The organism is Streptomyces shaanxiensis (assembly GCF_039537145.1).
Lineage (GTDB): Bacteria > Actinomycetota > Actinomycetes > Streptomycetales > Streptomycetaceae > Streptomyces > Streptomyces shaanxiensis.
This window is the reverse complement of record NZ_BAAAZY010000031.1, coordinates 62,023-78,630: the sequence shown is the minus strand read 5'-3', so window position 1 is coordinate 78,630 and position 16,608 is coordinate 62,023. Positions and strand designations below refer to the sequence as shown.

The 16,608-nt window shown below is 70.5% G+C and carries 17 protein-coding genes; 14 read left to right on the top strand and 3 right to left on the bottom strand.

Annotation, left to right across the window (positions count from 1 at the left end; all coding sequences use genetic code 11):
- Positions 1–184: 184 nt before the first annotated feature.
- Positions 185–511 (bottom strand): hypothetical protein, encoded by a 327-nt coding sequence (locus ABD932_RS41045; protein ID WP_345021245.1) that lies wholly within the window; start codon positions 509–511, stop codon positions 185–187.
- Between the two features lie 270 nt (positions 512–781).
- Here ABD932_RS41045 and ABD932_RS41040 point away from each other — a divergent pair, with 270 nt between their 5' ends.
- The 9 genes from ABD932_RS41040 (at position 782) to ABD932_RS41000 (ending at position 10,191) form a co-directional block, all read left to right on the top strand.
- On the top strand, positions 782–1,147 hold the full coding sequence (locus tag ABD932_RS41040) for an arsenate reductase family protein (RefSeq protein WP_345021243.1): 366 nt from the start codon (positions 782–784) through the stop codon (positions 1,145–1,147).
- A gap of 119 nt (positions 1,148–1,266) precedes the next feature.
- Complete coding sequence (locus ABD932_RS41035; RefSeq protein ID WP_345021242.1) at positions 1,267–1,995, top strand: RlpA-like double-psi beta-barrel domain-containing protein; 729 nt, start codon at positions 1,267–1,269, stop codon at positions 1,993–1,995.
- Between the two features lie 446 nt (positions 1,996–2,441).
- Positions 2,442–3,473, top strand: coding sequence for a glutamine synthetase (glnII, locus tag ABD932_RS41030; RefSeq protein WP_250082377.1), 1,032 nt, complete (start codon positions 2,442–2,444; stop codon positions 3,471–3,473).
- A gap of 93 nt (positions 3,474–3,566) precedes the next feature.
- Positions 3,567–4,487 carry a DUF6891 domain-containing protein gene (locus ABD932_RS41025; RefSeq protein WP_345021289.1) on the top strand — a complete coding sequence of 307 codons (921 nt, stop codon included), beginning with the start codon at positions 3,567–3,569 and terminating at the stop codon, positions 4,485–4,487.
- A 294-nt stretch (positions 4,488–4,781) separates the two neighbouring features.
- Positions 4,782–5,339: a winged helix-turn-helix domain-containing protein gene (locus ABD932_RS41020; protein WP_345021240.1), complete on the top strand. Its 558-nt coding sequence runs from the start codon at positions 4,782–4,784 to the stop codon at positions 5,337–5,339.
- A gap of 84 nt (positions 5,340–5,423) precedes the next feature.
- Positions 5,424–6,461, top strand: a complete 1,038-nt coding sequence (locus ABD932_RS41015) for an NAD-dependent epimerase/dehydratase family protein (protein ID WP_345021238.1) — start codon at positions 5,424–5,426, stop codon at positions 6,459–6,461.
- A 52-nt stretch (positions 6,462–6,513) separates the two neighbouring features.
- The gene (locus tag ABD932_RS41010) at positions 6,514–7,812 is read left to right on the top strand and encodes a sensor histidine kinase (RefSeq protein ID WP_345021236.1); all 1,299 of its coding nucleotides are present in this window, start codon (positions 6,514–6,516) and stop codon (positions 7,810–7,812) included.
- A complete protein-coding gene (locus ABD932_RS41005) occupies positions 7,797–8,450 on the top strand; it encodes a LuxR C-terminal-related transcriptional regulator (protein ID WP_345021234.1) in 654 nt (217 codons plus the stop codon). The genes ABD932_RS41010 and ABD932_RS41005 overlap by 16 nt, the downstream gene beginning before the upstream one ends.
- A 202-nt stretch (positions 8,451–8,652) precedes the next feature.
- Complete coding sequence (locus ABD932_RS41000) at positions 8,653–10,191, top strand: DUF1996 domain-containing protein (protein ID WP_345021232.1); 1,539 nt, start codon at positions 8,653–8,655, stop codon at positions 10,189–10,191.
- 73 nt (positions 10,192–10,264) lie between these two features.
- Here ABD932_RS41000 and ABD932_RS40995 read toward each other — a convergent pair whose 3' ends face one another.
- Positions 10,265–10,699 (bottom strand): hypothetical protein, encoded by a 435-nt coding sequence (locus ABD932_RS40995; RefSeq protein WP_345021231.1) that lies wholly within the window; start codon positions 10,697–10,699, stop codon positions 10,265–10,267.
- 121 nt (positions 10,700–10,820) lie between these two features.
- On the opposite strand from ABD932_RS40995, the gene ABD932_RS40990 reads away from it, so the two are divergent.
- The 5 genes from ABD932_RS40990 to ABD932_RS40970 all read left to right on the top strand — a co-directional run bounded on the left by ABD932_RS40990 (position 10,821) and on the right by ABD932_RS40970 (position 16,124).
- Positions 10,821–11,345, top strand: a complete 525-nt coding sequence (locus ABD932_RS40990; RefSeq protein ID WP_345021229.1) for a tetratricopeptide repeat protein — start codon at positions 10,821–10,823, stop codon at positions 11,343–11,345.
- Positions 11,346–11,438: 93 nt separating this feature from the next.
- Complete coding sequence (locus ABD932_RS40985; protein ID WP_345021227.1) at positions 11,439–13,364, top strand: hypothetical protein; 1,926 nt, start codon at positions 11,439–11,441, stop codon at positions 13,362–13,364.
- A 95-nt stretch (positions 13,365–13,459) separates the two neighbouring features.
- A complete protein-coding gene (locus tag ABD932_RS40980) occupies positions 13,460–14,356 on the top strand; it encodes a metal-dependent hydrolase (RefSeq protein WP_345021225.1) in 897 nt (298 codons plus the stop codon).
- Positions 14,356–15,378 (top strand): PDR/VanB family oxidoreductase, encoded by a 1,023-nt coding sequence (locus ABD932_RS40975; RefSeq protein WP_345021223.1) that lies wholly within the window; start codon positions 14,356–14,358, stop codon positions 15,376–15,378. Before ABD932_RS40980 ends, ABD932_RS40975 begins: the two co-directional genes overlap by 1 nt.
- A 56-nt stretch (positions 15,379–15,434) precedes the next feature.
- Positions 15,435–16,124: a TetR/AcrR family transcriptional regulator gene (locus tag ABD932_RS40970; protein ID WP_345021221.1), complete on the top strand. Its 690-nt coding sequence runs from the start codon at positions 15,435–15,437 to the stop codon at positions 16,122–16,124.
- A gap of 102 nt (positions 16,125–16,226) precedes the next feature.
- Here the strand turns inward: ABD932_RS40970 and ABD932_RS40965 are convergent, their stop codons facing one another.
- Positions 16,227–16,583, bottom strand: a complete 357-nt coding sequence (locus ABD932_RS40965; RefSeq protein ID WP_345021219.1) for a 5-carboxymethyl-2-hydroxymuconate Delta-isomerase — start codon at positions 16,581–16,583, stop codon at positions 16,227–16,229.
- Between the last annotated feature and the right edge of the window lie 25 nt (positions 16,584–16,608).

Here is a 16,608-nt window from a genome sequence, read left to right as displayed (position 1 = left end):
TCTCGTACCTTCCACCCACAAGAGGCCGCACCTCGTCGACGCCGGCCCAGGCATCTCAGCCCGTCCGGCGTTTGAGGACAAGGCCCCTTAAGGGCCGAAGCGGGGGCCTGGGGGGCGGCAGCCCCCGTCAACGGCACCTACAACGCCGGGCACCGCCCAAAGAAGACGGCACCCGGCGCCACGGCTACCGCGCGTACCGCATCAACGCCCGCACCATGTGGCACGTCGTGTCCGACGGCGGATGAACGCCGATCGTCTCCGCCGCGCTTCGGATCGTTTCGTTGCGGGCCTGGTTCGGCATGTAGACGCCCGAGTCGAGCAGCGCTATCGCGAGGCGCATGGCCTTGAGACGGCGGTTGTGGGTGATGTACCACTCGCGCGGCCGGCCCGGCGGCAGCGGCCGCTTCTCGATCGGCGCGTACGGCAGGTCGAGCAGGACAGGGTGCTTCGCGGTGGACTGGGTGGGCAACGGCTTGCGGGTCGGCTTCGGCTTCAGTGCGGCAGCGGGCACAGGCATCCTCCTGTCGCGGGTCGGAGCGCCGGGCCGGGTTCCCCGGTGACGCTCTCGAACACTGCCTCCATTCTAATGCCCGCCACTGACAATCAGGAGACCCCGCAGATCCATGAAATCCCCAGGTCAGCAACGAAACTGTCACCGCGTCACACGCGACCCGCCCGATGCGTGCGAGGCGGCAGAAAATTCGAACAAAGCCCCCTCGGCAGGCGTCGCGGACCCCGCACCGACGGAGGCCGCGACACACCCCGGGATACCGTGGGCCGCATGGAGATCTGGATCAATCCGGCCTGCTCGAAGTGCCGCAGCGCCATCAGCCTGCTCGACGCCGAAGGCGCCGAGTACACCGTCCGCCGCTACCTGGAGGACGTGCCGACCGAGGACGAGATCCGGAACGTACTGGACCGGCTCGGGCTCGACCCCTGGGACATCACCCGGACCCAGGAGGCCGCGGCCAAGGAGCTCGGGGTCAAGGAGTGGGCCCGGGACGCGAGTTCGCGGGAACGGTGGATCACGGCGCTGGCCGAGCACCCCAAACTGATCCAGCGGCCGATCATCACCGCACAGGACGGCACGGCCGTGGTCGCGCGCACCGACGAGGCCGTACAGGACGCCTTGTCCCGCAAGGGCTAGAGCACCCCTCGACTCGACTGTGACGCACGTTACTTCAGTGACTCCTGTAACCGCTGAGTAACTTCGTTCGGTATCTCGTACATAGCGGCGTACGCTCCCCAACCTCCCAGGAGGCGCGCATGTCGCGTAGGAGAACTCTCGGTACGAAGAAGAAGCTCGCACTGCTGGTGAGTGCGGCGACGGTGGCGGGAGGCGGTGCCTTCTTCATGGCGAGCACCTCGAACGCCTCGCAGACGCCGACGGTCAAGTCCGCCGCGGATTCGAGCGTCTGCCAGGGGCTCGCCACCGCGCTCGGCAACAACCAGCGGTTCATCGAGGGGCAGAAGGCCAATCCGGACGCACAGTCCGCGGCGCGGATCGCCAACCGCGAGGCCGTCATCCAGCAGATCAAGGTCCAGCAGGAAGCGTCCGGGTGTGTCGCTGGGGAGTCGGCTCAGGACTCCCAGGCGTCTGCGCCCGCACAGGGCGGACAGCAGGGTGGCGGCCAGCAGGCGGGAGAGCAGGGCGGCGGTCAGCAGGCGGGGGGTGCCGCGCCGTCCCAGAGCGCCCCTGCGGGGAACGAGGAGGCGGGGAACGCCGGCGGCGGTGCCGCGGCCTCGGGCCAGCAGGTCTGCAACGGCTCGACCGTCACGCTCTCCGGCGAGGGCGGTGCCCCGGCGGCGTCCAGCAACCAGTTCCCGGCCGGTACGAAGCTGAAGGTCACCAACCTGGACAACAACAAGTCCACGACGGTGGAGGTCACTTCGGTCTCCGGCAGCTGCGTGCTGCTCAACAACGCGGCTTTCGAGCAGGTCCGTGAGCCCGGCAAGTTCCTGATCCGCCGCGCGGTGATCGAGAAGGTGGGGTGATACCCGGGTAGTCGCGCGTACGTGTCATGGTCCTGCCGCTCGCGGCCACGAGCGGCAGGACCGACGCGTTCCAGGTACAAATGCGCAGTTCCCCCATTCCCGTCCCTCTTCCATTCCCGTCCCCCCTTCCATTCCGTCCCCCCCTCCCATTCCGTCCCTCGCCCATCCCACCCCTCCCCCACGCCCGTCCCCTCGCCCATTCCCATCGCATACGAGCCACCCGCCCGCCCTCCCCGGCGGCGCCGGAAGTCGCCGTATCGACTTTGCGCGGCCCCTCACAGCGTGAAACGCGCCACACCAATACCAGGTAACACGGGGTTCACATACGAGCAACGGCCGGGAAATCGCCTGTTGACAGGCTCGCGGGCATCAAGAGCGGCGCCTCAGTGCCGCAGCGCCGCAGCACCCGCAAGTGCGCCTAGACCCACCCCCGAAGGATGTGGCCCGTGACCTTCAAGGCTGAGTACATCTGGATCGACGGCACCGAGCCGACGGCCAAGCTGCGTTCCAAGACGAAGATCATCGCGGGTGAGCCCGCCGGTCTGGACGCGCTGCCGATCTGGGGCTTCGACGGGTCCTCCACGAACCAGGCCGAGGGCCACTCCTCGGACCGTGTCCTCAAGCCGGTCTTCACCTGCCCCGACCCGATCCGCGGTGGCGACGACATCCTCGTCCTGTGCGAGGTCCTCAACATCGACATGACGCCGCACGAGTCCAACACCCGTGCCGCGCTCACCGAGGTCGCCGAGAAGTTCGCCGCCCAGGAGCCGATCTTCGGCATCGAGCAGGAGTACACCTTCTTCCAGGACGGCTACCCGCTCGGCTTCCCCAAGGGCGGCTTCCCGGCCCCGCAGGGCGGCTACTACTGCGGCGTCGGCGCCGACGAGATCTTCGGCCGTGAGGTCGTCGAGGCCCACCTCGACAACTGCCTCGCCGCCGGTCTCGCCATCTCCGGCATCAACGCCGAGGTCATGCCCGGTCAGTGGGAGTTCCAGGTCGGCCCGGTCTCCCCGCTGGAGGTCTCCGACCACCTGTGGGTCGCCCGCTGGCTGCTCTACCGCACCGCCGAGGACTTCGGCATCTCCGCCACCCTGGACCCGAAGCCGGTCAAGGGCGACTGGAACGGCGCCGGTGCGCACACCAACTTCTCCACCAAGGCGATGCGCGAGACGTACGAGGCGATCATCACCGCCGCCGAGTCGCTCGGTGAGGGCTCCAAGCCGCTCGACCACGTCAAGAACTACGGCGCCGGCATCGACGACCGCCTGACCGGTCTGCACGAGACCGCCCCGTGGAACGAGTACTCCTACGGCGTCTCCAACCGCGGCGCCTCGGTCCGTATCCCGTGGCAGGTCGAGAAGGACGGCAAGGGCTACATCGAGGACCGCCGTCCGAACGCCAACGTCGACCCGTACGTCGTGACGCGTCTGCTCGTCGACACCTGCTGCTCCGCGCTGGAGAAGGCCGGCCAGGTCTGATCCCACTCAGGGCTCCTTGAAGGGGGCGTCCACCGTCGAGGTGGGCGCCCCCTCGCGTTGTCTGTGGGGCATGTCATCTTTGGGCGCATGGAGATGGAGATCGACGAGGTGCTCGCCGTCAAGGTCGAGACGGAGAACGGTGAGACACACGCCTGGCCGTCCGTGGACCGGCTGCGCGAGCTGGTGAACCGGATCGGGGACCGTGGGGACCAGTTCCTCGTGGTGCAGCGGATACCCGACATCCCGGATGTGTTCGCCCAGGTGTGGCACGGGGGCGGCGGGGACTACCGGTTCGAGCACCGGGAGAGCCGCGACCGCTTCTTCGGTACGACGCTCACCGCCCCGCATCTCGCCGCCGACGCCATGGTGGGCTGGGCTCGGCAGGCGCACGGCTGGGACGCCGCGATCGCGTGGACCCCGGTCGACGCCGATCCGCCGGAGGAGGTGCCCACGCTCGCCGACGATGTGCGTGAGCCGGTCGAGGAGCGTATACGCACGCTGCTGCGCTGCGGGTACGACAACCGCGACGCTCTCCAGGAGGCCGCCGAGGACTACCTGGTGAGCGGCGACGAGCGGCCCGTCTCGCCCGCGCAGGCACGCCAACTGGTGGACCGGCTGTGGCTGGAGCGGCTCGCCGAGCAGGAGGCGTGGGAGGGCGTCACCGACCCGGAGCGGCTCGCCGGCGCCTTCGAGGCGCTGGAGGCGAGGGGCATCACCGCCCGGGAGAACTTCACGTGTTGCCGAGGGTGTGGCATGGCGGAGATAGGCGCGGAGCGCGAGGACGCGCGGGGGTTCGTCTTCTTCCACCGGCAGGTCACGGAGCACGCCGCCGACGGCCACGGGCTCTCCCTGTACTACGGCGGGTTCGACGGCTCCGAGGAGACCACCTGCGGTGTCGGGCGCGAGGTCGTCGCCGCACTCGGAGCCGTCGGTCTGTCCACGGACTGGGACGGTTCCCCGGCGAAGGCGATCACCGTCGCCCCGCTGGACTGGCGCAAACGGCTGCAGGGGTGAGCCACGCAACACCCGGTTCGCGTCAAGGAAACGTCCAAGTCGTGAGAGGAGACTCCTGAGCGTGGAAATCGTCTGCTTCAATGGAGACATGGCCAGCTACCAGAAGTACTCCGCGACAGGTCGCCATGACCTCGAGCCCTTCTGGCCTTCCCGTCAGCACCACGACTTCGACCGGGTGTGTTGCCGCGCGATGAACGCGCGGGCCCTGTAAAGCCGTATTCCCTCGGCCTTCGGCCAGCGCGAAACGACGTACGTCCCCCAACGGACTTCTCGCGCGAAAAGAGCTGACCTCTCATGGCGACCACTCGTTCTCTCTCCACCGCCACGCTCAACTCCCCCGCCCCGAACGCGCCACGGCATCATCTGCGCGCCGTGGACCGGGACGAGGTGATCGATGTCGCGGACCTCCTGCCGCCGGGTGCCACCTGGCTGCCCGCTCCCCAGCACTCCCTGCCCACCCTGCCGGGACAACCGCCGATGATCGGCTACCTGGTGCTCGTGCCGGCCGACCAGCAGCCGCCGGTCGCCCCGGTCCCGCCGGTCCGTGACACCGCCGGCGACCCGCTCGTCACCGTCGACACCGTGCGGCGCGCCGCCGCGGTCGACGGGCGTGAACTCGACCTCACCTACCTGGAGTTCGAGCTGCTCGCGCACCTGGTGGCCAACCCCCACCGGGTGCACACCCGCGACCAGCTGGTCACCACGGTGTGGGGGTACGGACATGTGGGCGACGGCCGTACGGTCGACGTCCACATCGCCCGGCTGCGCCGCAAGCTGGGCGCCGAGCACCGGGACACCATCCGGACCGTGCGGCGGGTGGGGTACAAGTACGCCCCGCCGACCGGGCGCTGACCTCCCCGGCCGCTTCCCGGCGGGCCTTCTGCTGACGGCAGAGTCCTGTTCCGTCCCGCGCCCGTACCGTGCAGAGTCGGCGTCATGAGACTTCTGATGCTGGGTGGTACGGACTTCGCGGGGCGGGGCGTAGTGGAGGCGGCCCTCGGGCGCGGCTGGGACGTGACCGTCTTCCACCGGGGGCGGCATGCCCCGCCGGCCGGGGTGCGGTCGCTGTACGGTGACCGCACCGCGCCCGACGGGCTCGCCGCCCTCGCGCAGGCGGAGGGCGAGTGGGATGCCGTCGTCGACACCTGGTCGGCGGCGCCGCGTGCGGTACAGGACTCGGCGCGGCTGCTGCGGGACCGCGCCGGGCGGTATGTGTACGTGTCGAGCTGCTCGGTGTACGCGTGGGCCCCGCCCGCCGGGTACACCGAGGACACGCCCGTCGTCGAGGGCGCCGAGGCCGGGGCGGAGCAGACCGACTACGCGCGGGACAAGCGGGGCGGCGAGCTGGCCGCAGTCGAGGAGTTCGGCGCGGACCGCTCGGCGCTCGTGCGATCCGGGCTGCTCATCGGGCCGTACGAGAACGTCGGCCGGCTGCCATGGTGGCTGACGCGGATCGAGCGGGGCGGGCCTGTGCTGGCGCCGGGGCCACGGGACCTGCCGCTCCAGTACGTCGACGTCCGCGATCTCGCGGAGTGGACCCTGGATGCGGTGGAGCAGGAGCTGACCGGGCCGTACAACCTGATGTCACCTCAGGGACACGCCACCATGGGCACGTTCCTCGACGCCTGCGTGGCGACCGTCGGCGGCACGGCCGAGCTCCGGTGGACCGAGCCCGAGGTGATCCTGGACGCGGGGATCGAGCCGTGGACGCAGTTGCCGGTGTGGGTGCCGCCGGGCAGCGACCTGCACGACGCCCTGCACAGCGCGGATGTGTCCCGGGCCGTCGCGACGGGGCTGCGCTGCCGTCCCGTCGAGGAGACCGTCGCCGACACCTGGCGGTGGCTGCAGGACATCGGGGGTACGGCGCCGATGCGGGCGGACCGTGCCCTCAAGGGCGTCGATCCGGAGGTGGAGGCGAAGGTCCTCGCGGGCGGCACGGGAGTCGGCGGGGGTGTACCTGACACCACCTCCTGATCCGGGGGCTCGGCCCCGTGCCCCCCGTCGTGCCCTCGGCCAGACTGACGCCATGACCATCGACACGAAGAGCGGCACGAACAGCGGCACCGGCGGCGACGGGCGAACGAGGGCGCGGGGCATGGGACTTGCGGCCGTGCGGGGGCTGGCCCTGGCCCTGGTCGCGCTGCCGGGGTCCGTCCTCTGCCTCGTCCTCTCCCTCGTGTCCATCGCGCTCATCCCCATCGGCGTCGGCATCGTCACGACGCCGTGGGTGCTGACGGGGGTGCGGGCGTTCGCCGACTGGCGTCGGGTGCTCGCGGCGGAGTGGGGCGGGGTGCGGATACCGCCGGCGTACCGGCCGTTGCCGAAGGACGCCAATCCGTGGACCCGCACCTTCGGGATGCTGCGCGACCCGGCGACCTGGCGGGACCTGAGGTGGCTGCCCGTCGACATGACGGCGGGGTTCCTCACCGCGCTGCTCCCGGCCGTACTGCTGCTCTATCCGCTGGAGGGGTTCGCGATCGCGGCCGGGCTGTGGCGGGTCTTCACGGACGTCGGGGGCGGCACGTACTGGTACGGCTTCGTGCCGGTCACCGGGCAGGCCTCCGCGCTCGGCGCCGGCGCCCTGGGCCTCGGCCTGCTCTTCCTCGCCCACTTCTACACCCCGCGCCTGCTCCAGACCCACTTCCGGCTCACCCGCGCCGTCCTCGGCTCCAACCAGGGCGAACTCGCCGAGCGGGTCAGGGTGTTGACCGAGACCCGGCGGGACGCGGTCGACACCTCCGCCGCCGAACTGCGCCGTATCGAACGCGATCTGCACGACGGGGCGCAGGCCCGGCTGGTGGCGATGGGCATGGATCTCGGCACCATCGAGATGCTGCTCGACAAGGACCCGGAGAAAGCCAGGCAGCTCCTCGCCCAGGCCCGTCAGTCCTCCGTCGACGCGCTGTCCGAGCTGCGCGACCTGGTGCGCGGCATCCACCCGCCCGTGCTCGCCGAGCGCGGACTGGGCGACGCCGTGCGGGCGTTGGCGCTGCGGCTGCCGGTCACGACCGAGGTGAACGTGGAGCTGCCCGGGCGGGCGGAGGCGCCCGTGGAGTCCGCGGGGTACTTCGCGGTCAGCGAGGTGCTCACCAACGCCGTGAAGCACGCGGACGCTGACCGGATCTGGATCGACCTGCACCACACGAACGACATGCTGCGCATCACCGTCACCGACAACGGCAAGGGCGGCGCGGTGATCGGGGCCGGTTCGGGACTCGCCGGAGTCGAGCGGCGACTGGGTACATTCGACGGCGTCCTGGCCGTCAGCAGCCCCGCGGGCGGCCCCACCATGGTCACCATGGAGATTCCTTGCGCGTTGTCCTAGCCGAAGACCTGTTCCTGCTGCGCGACGGGCTCGTCCGGCTCCTTCAGGCCTACGACTTCGAGATCGCGGCGGCCGTCGAGACCGGCCCGGAGCTGTCCCGCGCGCTGGCCGAGCTGGAGCCGGACGTCGCCGTCGTCGACGTACGCCTGCCGCCGACGCACACCGACGAGGGGCTGCAGTGTGCGCTGGAGGCCCGCCGGAAGAAGCCAGGGCTGCCGGTGCTGGTGCTGTCCCAGCATGTGGAGCAGTTGTACGCGCGGGAGCTGCTCGCCGACGGCAGTGGCGGGGTGGGGTATCTGCTGAAGGACCGGGTGTTCGACGCGGAGCAGTTCGTGGACGCCGTACGGCGTGTCGCGGCGGGCGGGACCGCGATGGACCCGCAGGTGATCCAGCAGCTGCTGACCCGGCGGGCGGCCGACGACCAGCCGCTGGCCCGGCTCACGCCCCGCGAGACGGAGGTGCTGGAGCTGATGGCGCAGGGGCGGACGAACGCGGCGATCGCCGAACGGCTCGTCGTCACGGAACGGGCCATCGCCAAGCACACCGCCAACATCTTCGCCAAACTGGGCCTGGAGGTGTCGGACGACGACAACCGTCGCGTGCTGGCGGTTCTCGCGTATCTCGACCACGGCCGGTGAAACCGGACCGGTCCTTTCACCCGCCGTGTGGGATCAACAACTCCTGGTGTTTCAGGGGCGGTTGAGAACACAGCGTTCTCACGAATCTCTCAACAATTTCCGAGGCGGCTGAACACCCCTGGGACGCCCTCCGTATCAAAGGGAGCCGCTTCACTCCTGTCGGGCGCCTCGATAGCCCGGAAAAGGAAGTCAGAGGAGTTCCATGGGACGCAACACACGAAAACGCCGTACGCCGCTGGCCACCAAGGCCATAGCCGCATCGGCGGCCCTAGCGCTCGGTGGGGGCGGGCTTGTATGGGCCAACTTCTATGCTTCGGCGCACGAGGACAACTCTGGGTGGAACCAGACGAAGTCCACGAACGCCCAGGTCGCGACGATCAACTGCCCGGATGTCGGCCAGAAGCTGACGAAGGTGCCGAGGAGCGCGCGCAGGGGTGTCGCCAAGGAGCTGGCGCTGCTGGACAGGCAGGTCACGGAGGCCTACAAGCGTCTCGCCGAGACGCGGCAGGCCCAGGCGGGGGACGCCAACTTCGTCAACAACGCCATCCTCGGCCCGCTGAAGTCCAAGCGCGTGGCCACGCTCGACCGGATCGGCATCAACATCAACCGGGCCGGCGGCCAGCGCCCGCAGAACCTCGAACAGCTCGCCCAGTGCCAGGGCGTCCCGGCCGAGCAGCCCGAGACCAACGACGGCCAGCAGGGCGGGGACCAGAACCAGGACGGCCAGGACCAGAACAACGACGGTCAGGACCAGGGCGGCCAGGACGGCGGCGGACAGGACCAGGGCGGCAACGGCGGTCAGGCCGGCAACGGTCCGAACGCGGACGACTTCGTGGACATCACGCAGGTCCAGGCCAACGCCCAGCTGGGCGTCGGCGCGAACGGCCTCCCCGCGAACGGGGACAGCGGTTCGACCGGCAGCTTCACCACGAACTGCGGCACCAACGAGAACGAGAACCGCAACTCGGACAACGTGATCGTCGCTCCCGGTGTCAGCAATGGTGCGCAGCACCAGCACGACTACGTCGGCAACCAGGCCAACAACGCTTTCGCGAGCGACCAGGACCTGGCGAACGCCGACACCACCTGCCAGAACCAGGGTGACAGGTCGTCGTACTTCTGGCCGGTGCTGCGTGTGCAGGACGGTCAGAACGACATCGACGCGAACGCCCCGGGTGGCGGCCAGGACGGCAACGTCGGCACGATCGTCGAGCCCAGCGAGGCACAGCTGAAGTTCGTCGGCAACAAGACGAGCGACGTCGTCGCGATGCCGCAGGCCCTGCGCATCATCACCGGTGACGCCAAGTCCTTCGTGAACGGCAACAACAACGCCAACGCGAACTGGAGCTGCACCGGCTTCGAGGACCAGGTCCAGCTGCACGACAAGCTCCCGATCTGCCCCGAGGGCAGCTCCGTGGTGCGGACGTCCAACTTCCAGAGCTGCTGGGACGGTCAGAACATCGACAGCGCCAACCACCGCACGCACGTGGCGTTCGTCCAGGGCGACGGCACCTGCGCCAACGGTTTCCAGGCGATTCCCCAGCTCCAGGTCCGCCTGGTCTACGACGTCCAGGCCCCGCAGATCCAGAACGGACAGGTCCAGAACGCCTTCGCGGTCGACTCCTTCCCGGACCAGCTGCACAAGGCGATCACCGACCACAACGACTTCATCAACTTCTTCGACGAGAACACGATGAACGAGATGGTCCAGTGCATCAACAGCGGGCAGGACTGCCAGTAGTCCTGAACACCAGGAAGCCGGCGGTGGGATTTCCCACCGCCGGCTTTCGTATGCCCCCGGACTTCGGCGAACTTCAGCCGTGGTGGCTGCCGCTGCTGTTGTGGCTGCCACCGGGATTCATGTGCGCGGACCCTTCCTCCATGCTCCCGCCGAGCGTGCTCTGCAGCGCGGTGACCGTCTTCTCCTGGCCGACGGCGACCCACTTGCGGCCGACGAGGTAGTAGCCGCCGTAGTCCTTCGCACCGCTCAGCCACTCGGCCTGGCCACGGTCGGTGGCGAAGGTGGCGAGGACGAACCTGCCGTCGGTGTTCTTGCAGAGGGCCTGCCGGATTTCGTCGGCGTCCGTCTGCATGTTCGGCTTGCACTTCACCTCGGCGGCCAGGTGCTCCAGGCTGCCGGTGGCGGTCTCGGGCACGGCGGCCTTGTCGTCGCCGCCGGATCCGCAGCCGGCCAGCGCGAACACCGCCGCGGCACCTGCCGCCGCGAGCATCGGTCGGGTCACCTTCATGTCTTCCTCCCTGCAGGGGCCTCCCGGTGGATACGGCTCCCACGCGCGGAGCGCTCAAAATGCCCGCGGAGCGCTCAAAATACCGCTGCCGGTGTTCGCCCACCCGTGCGAGAGTGACGCCGTGAACCAGGACTGGGAAGATCGCGTGGCCGACGCATGGGCGTCGTTCGACAACTACGCCCGGACTGCGTCCACCAGCAGCTCCGCTGCGGCTGCGGCCGACTTCCGCGCCGTGATCGACACGCTCGTCGCCGAGCTGCCCGACGGCAGCCCGCTGGGCCCCTTCGAACAGGCCTGTGCCTGGGACTCGACGGGGCACTCGGACAAGGCCGTCCCGCTGTACCGGGAGGCGCTCGCGCGCGGGCTGACCGGCTACAAGGGGCGGCGGGCCAAGATCCAGATGTCCAGCTCGCTCAGGAACATCGGCCAGGCGGAAGAGGGCGTCAAGCTGCTGACACCCGAACTGGACGCGCCCTCCGACGAGCTGGACGACGCGGTACGGGCGACCCTCGCCCTGTGTCTGTCCAGCCTCGGGCGCGACCGCGAGGGCCTCTCCCTCGTCCTGGGCGCCCTCGCGCCCCATCTGCCGCGCTACCAGCGGTCGATGGCGAACTACGCCCGTGAACTGCTGGAGCCCGGGGACTGAGCCGACCTCGAGCGGGCTCCGAGCCGGCTCCGAAACGCGCCGGGGCCGACCGGGTTCCGGTGACCAACCGACGATTCGCTCGTTCTGCTGAACGTGCAGTCACAGGATGTCGCCCCGCGCCCGGCCCCCGCCTCGGACGACCCGGTCGTCGACGTCGAGCGGGCCGAGGCCGCGCTCGTCGAGCACTACCCGCGCCTCGTCCGGCTCGCCTACCTGGTGCTGCCGCCGAGCCTCGGCCGCAACCGGCGCGTGGTGACCGCGCACTCCCTCACCCAGCGCGCGCTGCCCCGGGGCCGGGCGGCGGCGACACCCGTGATCCCGGCCCAGTCGACCGGCCGCGAGGGCGACCCCGGGTACTCCCTCCTCCGGCTCCGCGTCCTGCGTACGGCGCTGGAGGCGGACCGGCCCCTGAAGCGCCTGGCCTGGCCCAAGCGCTCCCAGCTGCCGCCCCTGCTGCCCCAGATCTGGGGCCTGCGCCTCTTCCCCCGGTCGGGCGGCGCCGACGAACTCGCCCTGGACCAGCGGCTGTCGGCGCTGTCCGGCCCGGCGCGGGCGGCCTACGTCCTGCGCGGCCTGGAGAAGCTCAACGACGACGACGTGTGCGAGGTGCTGGACGCGGCCGGTGTCGACTACGTGGACGAGGCGCTGGAGGAGGCCGACACCGTCCCCGCGCAGTACGCGCTGCTCGACTCCCCCGAGTTCGACCCCTGCTCGCTCCAGGCCCGGCCCACGGATCTGATGCGGCGCAGGCAGCACATGAAGGCGGCGCTCGCCGCGGGTGCCGCCCTGCTGGTGTCCGGGGCACTGCTCGGGCTGCCCGGCGAGGGCTGGGGCCCGGAGGGTCCCGCCGCCCCCTCGTACGCGCAGAACCCGGCGGCCGAGGCCGCCCTGGACCCCGCCCAACTGACCAGGGTCCCCGCCCTGGCCTGGCAGTCCTCCGCCCGCACCGACTTCTCCGTGTGGCCCCCGCGCGGTGACCTGGCCGACGACTCGGCCCTGCTGCGCCGCGCCCTCGCCGTCTGGGCCCGCCCCGGCGAGACGGTCCAGGTCTCGGCGACGCCCGGCACCCCGGCGGGCGGTCCGCCCGGGGCACCGCAACTGCTGTACGCGGGGACCGTCGACAGCGCTCGGGTGGTGATCCTCTACGACGGTCTGCGCATCGCCCGCTACGCCGAGCCGACGGACGGCACGGCCGGCGCCGCCCTGGACTTCTCCCGGGTCGACGGCGCGAGCAGGGCGGAGGCGAGTGCGGTGGTGCTGAGCCGGGCCGACGGCAACGTCCGTTATCTGCTGGCGCCCTGGGTGAGGAAGGCGGCCGAGCGGGATCTGCTGAAGTCGCGTACCGGGGCGATGGACCTCACCGTGACCGACGGCGTGACCACGCCGATGGCGAGCCCCGTCACCCAGCAGACCGGCAGCTGCACCTCGTGGAACACCCTGCAGCTGACCGACAGCACCGGCACCCGGCTGCTGACCGACCTCTCGGAGCTGGTGCCGGCCCGCCTCACCACCGGCCGTCCCGGTGCTGTGAAGGACGCGGCCGGCGCGGCGGCGCTGCGCACCTGGGCGCCGTACTCCTGCTGGCTGGGCGCGCTGCGCTCGGCGGGCGTGCGCACGGTCAACGCCTGGGCGTACGCCCGGCAGGCGCTGCCCGACGGGACCGGTTCGGCGGAATGGCTGTGCACGCGCGCCGAGACCTGGCGGGGCGGCGGCGAGCGGGTGCTGGCCCAGTTCCGGACGCCGGGCGCGGCGCACGCGGCGGTGGCGGCGAAGGGCCAGAACGTGGCGGCGTGCGGGGCGCGGGATCCGCATGTGCTGGCCGGGGTGCTGTGGAAGGCGCAGACGGGCGACTGGTATCTCCTTGCGGCGGGCGCCCCGGACACGGACTCGATCCGCGCCACGGGCGGCGTCCACGGCACGTCCCGGGGCAGCCTGCTGACCGTACGGGCCGAGCAGGGCGCGCGGGCCGAGTTGAAGGGCACGCTGGAGAGCGGGCGTTCCATCAGCGGGCTCGGGTGAGCCCGGCCGCGGCGGGAACAGCCTTGCTGACACCACCGTAAACAAGCTCGTGCACAGGGGTTCACCCGGGACCTACCCGTCAGTACATTGACGCCATGTCCAATACGCAGGACCGGGTGCCCCTCAAGGCCCGCAAGGTGTCCTTCTCCTGGGACGACACCCCGTTGCACTGGGTGCCCGGGGATCCCTTCACGACGCACACCATCAACGTGCTGCATCTGCTGCTGCCGGCCGGTGAGCGGTGGTTCGTGCACGTGTACAAGCAGGTGCTGCCGTACATCCGGGACGAGCGGCTCCGCGAGGACGTCATCGGGTTCATCGGGCAGGAGGCGATGCACTCGCAGGCCCATGACGAGGTGCTGCCGCATCTGCGGGAGCAGGGGCTCGATCCGACCCCGTACACCGCCCAGGTGGACTGGCTCTTCGAGAAGCTGCTCGGCGACCGCACCCTTCCGCCGGGCCGGGCGCGGCGGTGGTGGCTGATGGAGCGGGTGGCGATCATCGCGGCCATCGAGCACTACACCGCCTTCCTCGGTAACTGGGTGCTCAACGCCGAGGAGCTGGACCGGCGCGGCGCCGATCCGACCATGCTGGACCTGCTGCGCTGGCACGGCGCCGAGGAGGTCGAGCACCGGTCCGTCGCCTTCGAGCTGTTCATGCACGTCGACGGGAGCTACCGGCGGCGCGTGCGGACCTGGGCGACCGCATTCACGGCCCTCGTCTTCCTGTGGCAGCGCGGGGCGCGGTTCTTCATGGAGAACGACCCGACGCTCATCGACGGCAAGGCGACGTTCAAGGACTTCTACGTCCGGGGCAGGCGCGGCACGCTGCCCGCGACCGGGGACATGCTCAGGTCCATCCCGCGCTATCTGAGCCGCGCGTACCACCCCTCGCAGGAGGGTTCCACCGAACAGGCCGTCGCCTACCTGGCCTCCTCCCCCGCCGCGCTGGCCGCCGAGACCGCCGAGAAGTCCGCGAAGGGTGCCGCCTGATGCCGAAGCTCCGGACCGTCGCCGTGGTCGCCGGTGCCGCCCTGCTCGCCCGGCGGGCGATGCGGCGCCGTATCCAGGCCTCGCCGCTGTGGCCGATGCCCGCGCTGGAGGAGCCGGTCTCCGGGCGGCCGAGGTCGCGGGCGCTGCGTCTGCTGGTGACCTCGCGCGAGGAGATCGCGGAGGGGGTCGTCCAACTACGGCTGGAGGGGCGGGAGTTGCCGCGCTGGGAGCCCGGTGCGCATCTCGACCTAGTGCTGCCGTCGGGGCTGGTGCGCCAGTACTCGCTGTGCGGCGACCCCGAGGACACCTCGTCGTACACCGTGGCGACGCGGCTGGTCCCGGACGGGCGGGGCGGCTCGCGTGAGGTGCACGAGCAGGTGCGGGAGGGCATGGAGCTGGAGGTGCGCGGGCCACGGAACCGCTTCCCGCTCGTGCGGGCCGAGTCGTACGTCTTCGTCGTGGGCGGCATCGGGATCACGCCCGTGCTGCCGATGCTGCGGGCGCTGCCCGACGACGTCGAGTGGAGGCTGGTGTACTGCGGGCGCGGCCGCGCGTCCATGCCGTTCGTGGAGGACGTCGAGAAGCTCGGCCGCGACCGCGTGACCGTCGTGGAGGGGCTGCCCGATCTCGACGCGCTCCTCGCCGACGTGCCCGAGGGCGCCGCCGTCTACTGCTGTGGCCCGGAGGGGCTGATGGCCGCCGTGGAGGAGCGGTTCCCGTCGGTCCACCTGGAGCGGTTCGCGCCGCGCGCCTCGGGAGGCGATGCCTTCGAGGTCGAACTGCGCCGCAGCGGGCGGACGTTGACCGTCGCCGCCGACTCGACCGTCCTGGCCGCCGTGCGCGCCGAGCTGCCGGACACCCTGTACTCCTGTGAGCAGGGCTTTTGCGGGACCTGCCAACAGCGGGTGCTGGAGGGCGAGGTGGACCACCGGGACGAGTTGCTGACGGACGCGGAGCGGGGCGACTCCATGCTGATCTGTGTGTCACGGGCGCGGGGTGAGCGACTCGTACTGGACATGTGAACGCCCGTGATCGATCCAGTCCGTTCGGGGCCGGAATCGATCGGTAAAGTGTTCGCATGACTACCGGGGTACGGCGAAGAATGGGAGTCGAGGAGCGTCGGCAGCAGTTGATCGGCGTCGCCCTCGACCTGTTCAGCCAGCGCTCGCCGGACGACGTCTCCATCGACGAGATAGCCGCGGCCGCCGGCATCTCGCGGCCGCTCGTCTATCACTACTTCCCCGGCAAACTCAGCCTGTACGAGGCCGCGTTGAAGCGTGCCTCGGAAGATCTGGCGGGCCGGTTCGTCGAGCCGCAGGAAGGGCCGCTGGGGGCGCGGCTGCTGCGGGTGATGCGAAGGTACTTCGACTTCGTCGACGAGCACGGGCCCGGTTTCTCGGCACTGATGCGCGGCGGCCCGGCCGTCGGCTCGACGGCTACCAACGCGCTCATCGACTCGGTACGGCAGGCCGCGTATGTCCAAATCCTTTCGCATCTGAGGGTGGAGAACCCACCCGCGCGACTGGAACTGGTCATCCGCTCCTGGATCTCGCTCGCCGAGTCGACGGCGCTGATCTGGCTGGACGGCCGGCGCATCCCGCGCGCCGAGCTGGAGGTCCAGCTCGTGCACGACTTCGCCGCACTGGCCGCCGTCAGCGCCGCCCACGACGACGAGATGGGCACGCTGCTGCGCCACATGCTCAAGGAGGAGCCGGCCGACGGCCCGTTCAGCGACCTGGTCGCCCGGCTGATCTCACTGGCGTCCTGAAGCTGCGGTTCGGCGCCGCAAAGGGGCGCGGGGAACTGCGCGACCAGCCACAACGGCGCCGCAGACGCCAGACGACCCGACGCGGCCCTTCCAGCGGAGCGCCTAGCGCTCGAACTTGCGGTACGACGGGTCGAGGTCGCGGACCTCGGCGGAGGCGTGCAGGACGATGCCGTCGTCCTCGATGTGCCGGCGCAGCAGCTCCAGAACCTCCTCGGTCAGCTTCGCCTTGGTCTCGTCGCTGCGCCCGGCGAGCAGCCCGAGCGTGACATGGACGACCGCGTGGCCCTGCTCCTCGGGGTCCTCGTAGCCGAAGGCCGTGTACTGACTGGACCGGAACTGCGTCTTGCACGCCTCCGGCTTGGCCGCCGCGATGTCGACGGTCGCGGTGTGCAGGTCCCGGGCGAAGGCCTCCCGGTCGAAGGAGATCGTCTGCGAGTGGTCGACGGTGATCTGCGGCATGAGCACTCCTGTTCTACGTCAGCAG